Below are 12,844 nucleotides of genomic sequence, written 5' to 3'. Positions count from 1 at the left end.
TACCATTTTTACAAAGGGATGAAAAGCGGTTAAACCCTTTCTATAACAAATAAAAGCCTAGGATTTCTCCTAAGCTTTCTGTTCGTCATTGATTTCTAATGATTGTCGTTCTTCTTCTGTTAGTAGTCTACTCTCTCCTAAAGCAAGTCCCTTATCTAAGCGTAATGGTCCCATCGTGAGTCGCTCTAAATCGACAACGGTTTTCCCACAAGCCTTTACCATCCGTTTCACTTGATGGAATTTCCCCTCTTTCAGGTGAATCTGAATAATCGATTCATCCTGCGATGTGCTAAGAATATCCAAACGTGCCGGCATGTACTCCGTCCCATCCGATAACACAATGCCCCTCTCAAAAGTAGCGGCATCTTCCTCTGTCATCACGCCATCAACTCTTGCTTGATAGATTTTTGTGACGTGTTTCTTTGGTGAAAGAAGACGGTGTGCCAATTCTCCATCATTTGTCAACAGTAATAAACCGTGCGTATCGATATCCAAACGCCCAACAGGAAAGACTCCTTTTTTTAAATAAACGGGGTCTATTAAATCCAGAACCGTCTTATGAAGATTATCTTCTGTGGCACTAACGACTCCTTTAGGTTTATTCATCATAATATAGACAAACTCTTCATACTGAATCTTTTCGCCATCGAATAAAATCTCATCGGTTTCAGGATTCACTTGAACTTTTCCATTCGTTACGACTTTACCATTAACGGTAATTCTTTTGGCCTTTAATAAAGATTTGACCTCGGAACGAGTTCCAAGGCCACAATCTGCTAAACATTTATCTATTCTCATTATTTCATCCTCAATTTACGACGAATGCCACCGATACGAGCGCCAAGCATCTCATCTGCTAATCGATTCTTCAAGGTAATCAACCCGTATGTCGCTACTCCGACAAGACCAACTACAGCAACTGCAATTAAAGCACGTACTTTACCACCAATTGGCATGACTTGTTTAATTGCAAATAATGTAATCGCAGAAGCCACAGCCATTGCAAAAGAAGCAAGAAGCACTTGACCAAATTTCTTCAACACATAATTCAAATCGAATCGAGTCAATCGAAGAACGTGACGACACATATACAGTGTAGCCACGAAGAACGCAACCGAACTTGCAATTAACGGACCTGCTCCACCAAGGAAGTACATCATCATTGGTTGCCATAGCAATTTAATAATCACTGTAAATCCTAAAGCTTTAATTGCGATGATATGTTGTTCCATCGATTGTAAGATGTATGTGAACGTTACAAATAATCCTAAGAACAGACACATGACACATGAGACGATTAGTAAATACGTTCCAGTTGGGTCTGGTGAATAGAACACATTATAAATTGGTTCCGATACAATCGCCATCCCGACAGAAGCTGGAATCATAATATACGCAAATAATCCAAGATTATTCGCTATGACGAGTTTGACTTCTTCACGATCATTCACAGAATAATGAGCCGCAAGCAGTGGTAATGCCGCGGTTGAAATACTCATCGCTAGCGAAATAACGATCATAATAATCTTATTCGCATTAAATCCAAATAAAGTGATGAGTTCTTTTCCTTCCTCAAAAGAGTAAGTCGTAAAGATTGGCACAAAACGTTGGAAGGTTTCCTGGTCAATCAAACTGATGATTTGGATACTTGAAGTAACTAATACGAACGGTAGAGCTTCACGCATCACTTCAAAAATAATTTTCCAGAAACTTAATGGACGTTCAGGACGACCTTCCTCCATTAATTCCATCATTCCTTTATGGTCGCGGAACATCTTATACGCTAAGTATAAGAACGCGATAACAGCTCCCACAAAGGCAGCAAAGGTTGAATGGGCTACTGCAAGAACATATCCGCCAGAAACGACACGCATTACAAAATACGTTAGTCCTAACATATATAAGATACGAACTACTTGTTCCCATAATTGAGATTTAGCAGAAGCAGCCATCTCATTATATCCTTGATAGTATCCACGCATTAAGCTAAGCGGTGGAATAATGAGTACTGCAGGCGTTAACGAACGGATGACCAAAATACTATCTGCAATCTCTTCAGGAGTAGCTCCTTTTGCAAACAGCGGCGCTGCAAAATACATTCCTGCTGCAAAGACAAACCCTAGGAACGTCATAAAGAGCATTGTTCCTTTAAACAATCGCCAACTCGTTTTATAATCTCTTCTTGCATGGTTGTCCGCTACGATTTTAGAAATCGCAACTGGAATCCCTGCTGTTGATATTTGTAATACTAATGCATAAATATTATAGGCGATAAAATATAAGTAGTTCGCATTATCCCTATCGGCACCCATCCATATTCCCCAAGGAATGATATAAAGCGCTCCAAGTAATCTTGAGACGATATTCCCAATCGTTAACCAAGATGAACTTTCCAAGAGAATTTGTTGCGAATTCTTCTGATTTCGAATTTTATCACTTAGGCCTACATAAGGCTTTCTTTTAAACATATATTGATAAATCCTCTTTCTTAAATTATACCAACCATAAGAGTACATTATTTTAAAGTAAATTGCTAGCATTCTTATGAAACCTTAAGCAGTTACTAAACTTTGCATAAAAAAGAACCGAGCCCTTTAGCCCGATTCTTTCTATTGATTTGATTAGTCTAATAAACTTGTTTGTCCTTCTTCTTCCACTTCAACAGGAACTGCTACTCCAATGCCATAGTGAGCACGAACTTTTTGGTTCAAGTCAGAAACGACTTCAGGATGGTCTGCCAAGTATGCTTTTGCATTCTCACGACCTTGACCAATCTTCTCGTCGTTATAAGCGTACCATGCACCGCTCTTCTTCACGAAGTCGAGGTCTGCTGCCATGTCGAGTAATTCCCCAAGTTGAGAAATTCCTTCTCCATACATGATATCCACAACAGCTGTTTTAAATGGTGGAGCCACTTTATTTTTAACAACTTTAATTTTAGTTTGGTTCCCTAAAATTTCCGTACCTTGTTTGATTTGGTCTGCACGACGTACTTCTAAACGAACTGTCGCGTAGAATTTCAAGGCACGTCCACCAGGTGTTGTTTCAGGATTTCCGAACATAACGCCCACTTTTTCACGAATTTGGTTGATAAAGATTGCGATTGTTTTTGTTTTGTTAATGGAACCTGATAATTTACGTAATGCTTGAGACATTAAACGAGCTTGAAGCCCTACGTGAGATTGTCCCATGTCGCCATCGATTTCGGCACGTGGAACTAACGCAGCAACTGAGTCAACGATCACAATGTCAACCGCTCCTGATGATACTAACGCATCTGCAATTCCTAATCCTTGTTCCCCTGTATCTGGTTGAGATAATAATAATTCATCAATGTTTACGCCTAAAGCTTTTGCGTATTCTGGATCTAGAGCATGCTCAGCATCGATAAATGCTGCTACTCCACCACGTTTTTGCACTTCTGCAACAGCATGAAGTGCAACGGTTGTTTTACCTGAAGATTCTGGTCCGTATACTTCGATGATACGTCCACGTGGAAATCCACCTACGCCTAATGCGATATCTAATGCAAGAGACCCTGAAGATACTGTTTGAATTTGTGTATCTACTTTTTCTCCTAATTTCATTACGGCACCTTTACCGTAGCTCTTTTCAATTTTCTTCAGCGCATCTTCCAATGCTCTTTGACGATTTTCATTTTCTGCCATGTTTTAATTCCTCCACGAATTTTAAGTCAAACATATTGTACACTATGTTCTATTCTATGCGCAAGCAATATACGAACGTTTGTTCTTATTTTGTTCGAACTTGTTTTAATAAATATTTTCTGAGTAAATTCCATCCATGTTGTACCGCGAATTCACGGTTATCGTTACGATTACGCGCAAGGTGTAATTCAAGAACTTCAACGTTTGTTTGAGAAGCTAATGCGACGAAAATCGTCCCGACTTCTTTTCCTTCCATTTCACTAGGTCCTGCAACTCCAGTAAATGAAATTCCTAAATCACTTTGATAATGAAGTCTTGCTTGCTCCGCCATAGCTTTGGCACATTCTGCACTGACCATACCGTATTTATCTAGCAAGTTGCTATCGATACCTAGTTGCGTTTCTTTAGATTCTCTTTGATAGGCGACTGTTCCACCTTGGAAGTATGCCGAGCTTCCTTCGAACGCCACGACACTAGCTGCAAACAATCCACCCGTTAAACTTTCAGCAGAGGAAATTGTGAGTCCTGATTCTTTTAATAACTCAACAGTGACTTCCTGTAATGTATTGTGATCCCCATATCCATAAAAAAATTCTCCAACTTGTGATTGGATAAGTAATTCCATTCCATCAAGAAGGTCTTTGCACTCTTCTACTGTTTCCCCATTAGCCGTTAAACGAAGCATCACTTCGAATTTACCAGCATATGGCGCAATCGTTGGATTTGTTTGTTCTTCAATTAGATTTTCTAAAATGGTTACAAGACGAGATTCCCCAATTCCAAAGAAGCGTAAATAACGAGACTCGAATAAATCTACCTTGCCCACTTTCTTTCTTAAGAAAGGGAGCACTTCTTTTTGCATCATCATTTTCAATTCATTTGGTGGTCCAGGTAAAACAATGAATTGACGGCCATCTTTTTCAAAACCGCACCCTACTGCAAGGCCGTTATGATTTTTAAAAACGGTACCGCCCTCGAATGCGAGTGCCTGTCTACGATTATTTTCACTCATATCTCTATGAGAACGTACATGAAAATCAATCACTTTTTGAAGAGCTACCTCATCTTCGACTAGTGGTACTTCTAAAAATCGAGCCAGTACTTGTTTAGTAATATCATCTTTCGTTGGTCCAAGACCTCCAGATAAAATAATCAACTCACTTCTTGAAGCAGCTAATTCAATCGCTTCAAACATTCTTTCTTCATTATCCCCAACCACTTGTTGATAGTAAGTTGGTATCGAATTTTTCGCCAATTCTTGAGCTAAATACGCGCTATTCGTATTTACAATTTGACCCATAAGTAGTTCAGTTCCGACTGCTATAATTTCCGCATTCATTTTTTCGCCTTCCTTACACTCTTTTTTGTAAAAAATATAAAGCCCAAAACAATAATGTTTCAGGCTTCATTTGTTATTCTGTTTTAGTAAATGAATCCGCAAATACATGTCGATTCTTTACAAAATAATCCAAACCTGAATAGATTGTAAATACTAAACAACTATATAATAAGATTTGTCCAATTGGAACGCCAATTGGCTTAAAGAACAAATCATCCGTCAACAGAAAAATAATCGCCAACATTTGAGTAGCTGTTTTCACTTTTCCTGGCCATGCCGCGGCCATAACTTCTCCGTCAGTCACTAGTAATAGTCGTAGACCAGTTACTGCTAATTCACGACAGACAATGATACTAACCACCCATGCTGGGGCTAAACTAAATGAAACAAGCATGATGAAAGCCGTCATCACTAACATTTTATCTGCTAAAGGATCTGCAAACTTCCCAAAGTTTGTTACTAATTTGTATTTGCGTGCTAAATAGCCATCAAGATAATCTGTAAAACTAGCTATCGCGAAAATAATCATTGCCAAGAAGTGTACAACATTGATTTGTGAACCTAAAAGATTCATCGCACCGAAGGCTTCACTTGGCAAACTCATGAGAACGATAAATACCGGGATCATGAAAATTCTCATTACGGTTAATTTATTTGGTAAATTCACTGAGTTTCTCCTATTGTACTGTAATATAAATTCTATTTGCAGTTGAACCTTCTGGAATTTTTAGTTCAACTCCTCCAACGGTAATCGTTCCTAAAGGTGTATAACCAAAATCCATACGAATGGTTGTTGTTCCTTCTGGAATAGAACCAGAAACTGTTTGCCCAGTACTTGGTACGCCATCTGCAACAACTGTTCCATCTGCAGAGATTTGAGCCCAAAGATCTGTTCTTGCTTGGTTCAACACTTTAACCTCTAGAGGAAATTTACTTACTTGAGCAGTATAGTATAAAGCATTCCCATTCGCGTATGAGTAATTTACACTAGTAACCTCTGGAGTTTTTGTTGTTGTAGTAGCAACCGTTGTTTCTTGTACAGCACTTTGCTGAGTCGTTACTTGTGTGGTAACTTGATTATTTCTTTGACTACGAGTGTTTAAAACCGCTTGTCCAATAGCAAAAATAATCGCTACTATGAACATTCCCAATAAAATTGTAGGGAAATAATTCTTTAAAGTATCTGATATTGAAGACCATTTACTTTTATTCTTATTTAAACGTGTGCGATTACTTGTTACTGAAGTCTGAGCAGTTGTAGAAGTCGTTGTTTTAACAATTGCTTGTGGAATTTCTGATGCATGTTCTTCTAATAAAGCTGCACCGTCTAAACCAACTGTGTCCGCAATCTGTTTAATGAACGCACGTGTATAAAAAGCACCTGGCATCAAGTCAAAATCATTATCTTCAATTGCAATTAAATAACGTTTTTGAATTTTTGTAATTTGTTGCAAGTCATCAAGAGTATATCCTTTTAATTGCCTTGCACTTTTTAAAATTTCTCCGATTGTTTGTGTCATCATTTCACCATCTTTTCATTTTCTCATTGAAAAGTATACCATATCTTGAAAATGAAAAAAACAAAAGAAGTTGCTATCTAGCGTTTAGTTTATTTTAAAAACTGAATAATTAGTGTATCTTCTTTCGTGTGGCCATTTGGAAGGTATGCCTTTAACATAAATTGATGTGCTTTCTCGTTCCATTCTACCCTCACTGTGCCATTAGAAAATTGAATATTATCCGGAAAAGTCATTTCATCCCCTTTAAAAGAAAGCCTTTGACGCACTGTTTGACTCGCCATCTCGAGCAATAAATCCATTCGATACCCATCTTCTAGAAGGCGATATTCAAGAGTGTTATGGGCATGAATTCTTAATAGAGCAATGATGAGGAAACTAGCAATAGCAAGGAGTGCTAAAAACTGAAAAAGTAATGTTCCTTTTCTTTTAGGGTTTGTCATTTTTCTTTTCCTTTACCTCTTTCACTTTGATGTAAATAACACGATTCTTTGGTGCAAAATTTAATCGAAAAGTATTCCCTTGATTCAGAGTTGGTGACATCAATAATCTGCTACCATTTCTTTGAATGGATAAGGAGTGAATGCCGTAGAGAAATGGTTGGTGTCCTCCACTTCCTCCTGATCCTTTATAAATCTTTCCTCCGTCCCTCCAACTAGAAACTAATGTAATCACCTCTGTTTTCTCAGATGTCATGTTTTCAAAATATGCAATATAAGGATTGTAGCCGTTAAATGACTTCAGTCTATATCCAGCATAATTATAATTCATCTGTTGTACTGCTACATGCCATTTAATATCATCAGGAACATTGAGTCGATCTTTGATTTTTAAAAACGCTGTGCAAAGTCCCATAAATGCCACTAAACTAATAGAGATAATGACAAGAGCCAAGAGGTGTTCAATGAGAAGAAATCCGGACCTTTTTCTCGGTAATTGCATTGATTCGGAACACCTCCTTATGTTCTCCACAAGATACTGTTACTATTGTTGGCGAGCCTGTTGAATTTACTTTTTCTAGTGTAACTTTTTTCATCTTTTGAAACTCTTCATTTGGTAATTTATCTAAAGCTATAGGATACGTAGCGCTAGCTTGTAAATCCATTAGCTGTGTAGATGCTGCATCCAAAAAGCATCCTTTTAGTTGTTGCCGGCGGTACAGTTGCCCTACCGTAAAACTAATTAAGGAGACAATAACCGATAAAACCATCAGCCCTATTAACGCTTCAAGCAATACATATCCTCTACTTGTTGGTAATTTCAACATGGTACTTAGCCTCCCCTAATTGAAAAACATAAGTGTATCTGCGATTCTGCCCATCAAAAGTCACTGATGAAAACTGACTTACATTCCCACTATAAGGTTTAAAACTATATGTTTGGATAGAATAACTCTTCATTGTTTCTGGAAAACGAATCTTCCTATCCAACTCTCTAGCTCCATGACAATTTAATTCCACTAGGCCACCCGAAACTGTCACAAATGAACCTTTGCCCGTTGAAATAGCTGTAATCTGTGCTGTATCCATCACTTGCTCAAACTCTCTAAGAAATACTTCTTCCTTCCAATTCACATATGACTGACTAATCAAAGGCGGAGTCAGTATCACTAAGAAACAAGCAATCGCCAGCGATATTAAGCATTCAACAAGCGTAAATGCTCTTTTCTTCATAATTATTGAGCATCAGGCGTGATAAGCTTAGGATCTACCTTTTTATAAGCTTCCATTTGTTTTTGATCAATATACTTTTTGTTAAGCAATTCTTCTACCGTCGGAACTTCTTTTGTATTATTTTGCAGCATATACGATTGTTGTTGAGTCTTGACTACATTCACAATTGCTTCGTCAGCTTTCTCTTGTGCAGTCTTTCTTTGTTGTGCAATATTCGGAATAATCAGTAGCATCATCAAACCAATAATAAAGAGGCACACGAGTAATTCAATTAATGTGAAGCCTTTTTTCTTTGTTTTCATTTTAATATCCTCCAATCATAGTTAAAGTCGGTAGTAATAAGATGAGATACATGGAAACGATGAGAAACCCAATTCCCATTAGGAGTATTGGTTGTATCCATTTGATTTTCTTTTCGATTCCTTTTGAAAATTCTTCAAGCATTTGATCAGCGTAAACCTTTAGTTGGACATCTAACTGTCTAGTCTTCTCTCCTTCTAATACAAGCCAAATAAATTCTTTTCGAAATAGCCCTATTTTCTCAAGCGCACCCGAGAAAGATTCTCCTCGGACTAGTTTTTGTTCAATTTTTTCAGCAAGGATTTTTGAAAGGTTACTCGTTCCATCCTTCTTCATTTCTGCAACCATGGTTAAAAGAGATTGTCCATTCCTTAAAAAATAAGAAAATTCTCTTGCATACAAAAAGGTGACATATTGTTGAACACTCTGCCCAACAATCGGGAAATGAATCAGACTTAGAAATTGATGATACGAATCCTTTTGTTTCCAAAAAGAATAAATAAGAAGAGAGAATGTCATTCCAACTCCTAATATAATGAGAGAGATTTGCGGTAAATTCTGGAACCACAGCCATATCCAATATAGAAATCCACTTTGTTTTAATTGTTCCTCTTGAATCATACTGCCTAACTGATCAAGTAATAACACTCGGATACAAAGAATCATCCCAATGACAAATATAAAAAGGAAGGCTGGATAAATCATTGTTTGATGTATTTTTTTCTTTTGTTTTTGTTTCCGCATTAAAAATTCTCCAATAGAATTACAAGCTTTCTCAAAGCTTCCAAATTGCATTGATAAATAAATTTGAGAAGTATGAGTTTCTGAAAATCCAATCTCTCTCAAACATTGATCAAACCGATATCCTTCACTCAATAATTTTCTCATCTGTTCTATCTGACTTTTCTGTGCATCAAATAAATACTCTAAAAATTTTAAGGACTCATCTAAACTAAACCCTTCTTGTAATAGATGAGACAATTGAAGTATGAATCTAGCTTGTATGTCCGCTTTCCATTTCTTAGATAATTTGATAGGTTTCGTAAGTTTTTTCAGTAATATATCCCAATGCATAAGCCTTTCTTAACACCTTATTAAAAGGATGAATCCTTTCCTCGTCTCTTTCAAACTGATTCTTGTTTAAAAAGTCCGAAATTTTACGATTCGTTTCAATTTCAAAAATCGTTCCTCTTTTTTCTCCATTCGCTAAGTGATTACAATAGATTTGGCATTCTTGATGACACAGGGCGCAGTATCTTGGAAGTAAACGTTGTGAGCAAATTGCGATAATCGTTTGTTCTAACATCGTCTTACTAACTCCAAGTTCTATTAGTCTAGAGATGACACCATTACAATCTTTTGCATGCACCGTCGCTAAAATTAGATGACCTGTTAAGGCAGCTCGAATAGCCATCTTTGCGGTCATTTCATCTCTAATTTCCCCAATGAGAAGAATATCTGGATGATGTCTTAAACAGCTTTTAATTAAAAGTTCGTAAGTAATCCCAGCTTTTTCATTAATTTCCGTCTGAAGAAACATAGGTTCATGATATTCAACTGGATCCTCCATTGTAATGACTTGTAACGTCTTTTCATTCATTCTTTCCCTAAGTAAAGAATACATGGTACTTGTTTTTCCCGAACTAATAGGACCAGAAAATAGAATTAGTCCACTTTTATATCTAAAAAACTGTTCTAATAATCTCCAATCCTTTGGAAAGTAGATTGTCGCTTGAATAGAAGAATTCTCTTTTTGGGAACGATGTAATAGTCGAATGACCATTGATTCTTTTTGCTTAAAATTAGTAATAATAGATATACGTAACTCAATGATTTGATGCGCTGAAAATTCAAAAGTCAGTGATCCACTTTGAGGTCGTCTTCTCTCCCCAACATCCATCCCCGCTTGATATTTCAAATATGAAATAAACTGTTCAGCAATCTTCGTTGAAACTTTCCTTAGCTCTTTTAAACCATTAACATCTCTTAAATAAAATACATACTCCTCTCCAATGGGCAATAAATGAATATCATCCAATTGGTGGGAAATAGCTTGTTTAAAGATTTCCTCGGCTAATTCATTCATTTCCATATCTCTTCCTCCACTCTTTGACTAGTCATAATGAGCTATGCAAAAAGGAATGAAAAAGCCCCTCAAAATAAAAAAACGTTGAAGAGTTTCTTCAACGTTTTTCTCTCTATTTAATCTTCTTCAAAGTTCCTAAACCGACACCGAACATCGCGCCTAACGCATCAATAAACACATCTTGAATTAAAGGAGTTCTTCCAGGTGTGATTCCTTGATGGAATTCATCAGTAATTGCATATAAAACAGTTATAAAAATAGCTAAAAATTGAGGGAGTCCTTTCTTTCGAACATGAACAGTTAATCCTCTTGTCCATTGGTAGCCAATAAAAAAGTAGGCTAAAAAATGGGTTATTTTGCGAATAAAAAATTCAACGAATTGAGCATAGCCTAATGAAGGAATACTAATCGTTTGTCCCGCATATTCAAACTTAATCTTTGAAAGCAATTCTGAAAATGGTTGAGAGGGCAATCCCTTTTGAATCGTCGATACTAAGGATTGATCTTTGTAGGACATACTAGAACTAACAAATATTAGAACCATCGCTGCAATTGCCAAAGTAATCGCAATTGTTCCTTTAGTTTTTTTAGACATAAAACCTCTCCTTCTCTTAAACTTTCTCCATTATGAAAGACACTCCCACCTAAGTCAAGTCTATTTTAAAAATCTTAAATTCGACAAATATTAACTAAAAAATAGATAAATATTCATATTGACGACTAAAAATGTAAGCGTTACAATAAAAGAAAAAGAGCTTTAAGGAGGGTAATACAATGGAACGTTATACGCAGGATTTAAGTTTGTTAGTGAAACAGATTGAATTACTTGAGGAGCAACAACAAAAGTATTATTTTTTCTATAATTTATTTTCTCCAGATCCTAATCCTTATAATAAGGCATTTGAAGAAATTATTGAGTATTTAATTAGTTCTAGTGAAGCTACTTTTTTAATCCATCATTTTGAAGATTTTTCTCATACGCTTTCTATCCAGCAACAAAAACAATTTCAAAAATTGAATGATTATTATCTTCGTCATCAGTTTTCTACTCACTGTTTTCATAAGCCTTATTCTGAGGCTTTGTACACATTAACGGCACTGTGGATTAAGGGACTTCGTGGAGAAAGCATCATTACTTTATTCCCGTACTTAAATCTTCTAAGAGAATTTTTCCATTTAAAATATCAAAAACAATTAAACATGAAAGAAGTGAAATATATGGATGTTCTCAAATCCATATATGGCGTAGAACTTACTGAATTTTATTATCAGCATATTAAAGAGAGTAAAGCTTCTTTTTTACGTTTGTATAGAGATTATATAGAAACCTTTCCAAGTGAATACATTCCAATTCAACACTTAAATTTAAGTAAAGAGGATACTATGACCGTTTTATACGATATTATTCGCATAGCACAATCTGTTATCTCGAAACAAACCATTCTTATTAATTTCGGTCCAAATCCTTTTCCAACCATCTACCAAAACGAAGAGACGATTTATCTTAATTTAGGAATATTTACGGACTTTGTTAGTGCTCTAAACCAATGTCTAAAATTACTAGGAGAAGTTTTTATATTAGATTATAATCATTCAGCTACAACAGATGATAAAAGTGAAACAGAACAAAGATTTATGAAACACTCCATTATTGGCTTTTGTACACTACTTCCCTTATTAACAGATAGTCTTACAAAAGTAATCGTCAATAGAATTTTCCCAGAAAAAAACGGGGATCCTACCTTTCTTGAAAAGATTCATGAAGAACTGACTTTCCATTACTTTAAAACAAATAAAGTTCATAATAGTATTGAAAGTTATCAACCCCTCCAGGAAATGCTAAAATATTTCATCGAACTAGAAATTGAAGAAGAATGGTTTGATAAACAATTTGATTCTCTCGATCTATCACATCAATGGAACATGCGTATTGAACATTATTTAAATAAAACTCCTCATTCTCATGTCGAGGGCGTCTTGAGACACTCCAATTGGACAAAAGGAGAAATAGGAGTAGCATTTGGTAAACTATCCGGGTATTTTTCTATATTTTGTAGTGGTTTACCAAAGGAACCTTATGACCACCCTTTTTCAGAGTTTTTAGAACATTTTTCTGGAGGCAAACTTCGTTGGTGGAGACCGAAATATCAATTGTACAGTAAGCTAAAAATGAACGAGGAATCCTATAAATGCTGCTGGGTATTCTTTAAACAAAAAATCAATCATTTTAGATAAATTAAAACCACATCAACAAATTTGTT

Annotated in this window: 15 protein-coding genes; 1 reads left to right on the top strand and 14 read right to left on the bottom strand. The window is 36.1% G+C overall.

Annotated features, from left to right (window positions below):
• Positions 1-69: 69 nt before the first annotated feature.
• The 14 genes from Q0594_RS03880 to Q0594_RS03815 form a co-directional block, all read right to left on the bottom strand.
• A complete protein-coding gene (locus tag Q0594_RS03880) occupies positions 70-798 on the bottom strand; it encodes a pseudouridine synthase (RefSeq protein WP_298729768.1) in 729 nt (242 codons plus the stop codon).
• Positions 798-2,468: a polysaccharide biosynthesis protein gene (locus Q0594_RS03875; RefSeq protein ID WP_298729766.1), complete on the bottom strand. Its 1,671-nt coding sequence runs from the start codon at positions 2,466-2,468 to the stop codon at positions 798-800. The genes Q0594_RS03880 and Q0594_RS03875 overlap by 1 nt, the downstream gene beginning before the upstream one ends.
• A gap of 153 nt (positions 2,469-2,621) precedes the next feature.
• On the bottom strand, positions 2,622-3,668 hold the full coding sequence (gene recA / locus Q0594_RS03870; RefSeq protein WP_298729764.1) for a recombinase RecA: 1,047 nt from the start codon (positions 3,666-3,668) through the stop codon (positions 2,622-2,624).
• An 85-nt stretch (positions 3,669-3,753) separates the two neighbouring features.
• Positions 3,754-5,007, bottom strand: a complete 1,254-nt coding sequence (locus Q0594_RS03865; RefSeq protein ID WP_298729762.1) for a competence/damage-inducible protein A — start codon at positions 5,005-5,007, stop codon at positions 3,754-3,756.
• Between the two features lie 73 nt (positions 5,008-5,080).
• Positions 5,081-5,674 (bottom strand): CDP-diacylglycerol--glycerol-3-phosphate 3-phosphatidyltransferase, encoded by a 594-nt coding sequence (gene pgsA / locus Q0594_RS03860; protein ID WP_298729760.1) that lies wholly within the window; start codon positions 5,672-5,674, stop codon positions 5,081-5,083.
• Positions 5,675-5,684: 10 nt separating this feature from the next.
• Positions 5,685-6,530 (bottom strand): helix-turn-helix domain-containing protein, encoded by an 846-nt coding sequence (locus tag Q0594_RS03855; protein ID WP_298729758.1) that lies wholly within the window; start codon positions 6,528-6,530, stop codon positions 5,685-5,687.
• An 86-nt stretch (positions 6,531-6,616) separates the two neighbouring features.
• Positions 6,617-6,967, bottom strand: a complete 351-nt coding sequence (locus tag Q0594_RS03850; RefSeq protein ID WP_298729756.1) for a hypothetical protein — start codon at positions 6,965-6,967, stop codon at positions 6,617-6,619.
• Positions 6,954-7,466: a hypothetical protein gene (locus tag Q0594_RS03845; protein WP_298729754.1), complete on the bottom strand. Its 513-nt coding sequence runs from the start codon at positions 7,464-7,466 to the stop codon at positions 6,954-6,956. Before Q0594_RS03845 ends, Q0594_RS03850 begins: the two co-directional genes overlap by 14 nt.
• Positions 7,426-7,791: a hypothetical protein gene (locus Q0594_RS03840; protein WP_298729752.1), complete on the bottom strand. Its 366-nt coding sequence runs from the start codon at positions 7,789-7,791 to the stop codon at positions 7,426-7,428. Before Q0594_RS03840 ends, Q0594_RS03845 begins: the two co-directional genes overlap by 41 nt.
• Positions 7,769-8,197, bottom strand: a complete 429-nt coding sequence (gene comGD, locus Q0594_RS03835) for a competence type IV pilus minor pilin ComGD (protein WP_298729750.1) — start codon at positions 8,195-8,197, stop codon at positions 7,769-7,771. The genes Q0594_RS03840 and comGD overlap by 23 nt, the downstream gene beginning before the upstream one ends.
• 2 nt (positions 8,198-8,199) lie before the next feature.
• Complete coding sequence (comGC, locus tag Q0594_RS03830) at positions 8,200-8,499, bottom strand: competence type IV pilus major pilin ComGC (protein ID WP_298729748.1); 300 nt, start codon at positions 8,497-8,499, stop codon at positions 8,200-8,202.
• A 1-nt stretch (position 8,500) separates the two neighbouring features.
• A complete protein-coding gene (gene comGB / locus Q0594_RS03825) occupies positions 8,501-9,571 on the bottom strand; it encodes a competence type IV pilus assembly protein ComGB (RefSeq protein WP_298729746.1) in 1,071 nt (356 codons plus the stop codon).
• Positions 9,519-10,589, bottom strand: coding sequence for a competence type IV pilus ATPase ComGA (gene comGA, locus Q0594_RS03820; protein WP_298729744.1), 1,071 nt, complete (start codon positions 10,587-10,589; stop codon positions 9,519-9,521). The genes comGB and comGA overlap by 53 nt, the downstream gene beginning before the upstream one ends.
• Before the next feature lie 106 nt (positions 10,590-10,695).
• The gene (locus tag Q0594_RS03815) at positions 10,696-11,178 is read right to left on the bottom strand and encodes a VanZ family protein (RefSeq protein ID WP_298729742.1); all 483 of its coding nucleotides are present in this window, start codon (positions 11,176-11,178) and stop codon (positions 10,696-10,698) included.
• Positions 11,179-11,357: 179 nt separating this feature from the next.
• On the opposite strand from Q0594_RS03815, the gene Q0594_RS03810 reads away from it, so the two are divergent.
• Entirely contained in the window at positions 11,358-12,818 is a 1,461-nt protein-coding gene (locus Q0594_RS03810) for a hypothetical protein (protein WP_298729740.1), read from the top strand.
• Positions 12,819-12,844 lie beyond the last annotated feature (26 nt).

Origin of the sequence: uncultured Granulicatella sp. (assembly GCF_938030755.1) — a bacterium.
GTDB lineage: Bacteria > Bacillota > Bacilli > Lactobacillales > Aerococcaceae > Granulicatella.
The sequence above is the reverse complement of the archived record's forward strand: the minus strand, read 5'-3'. Positions and strand labels throughout refer to the sequence as shown.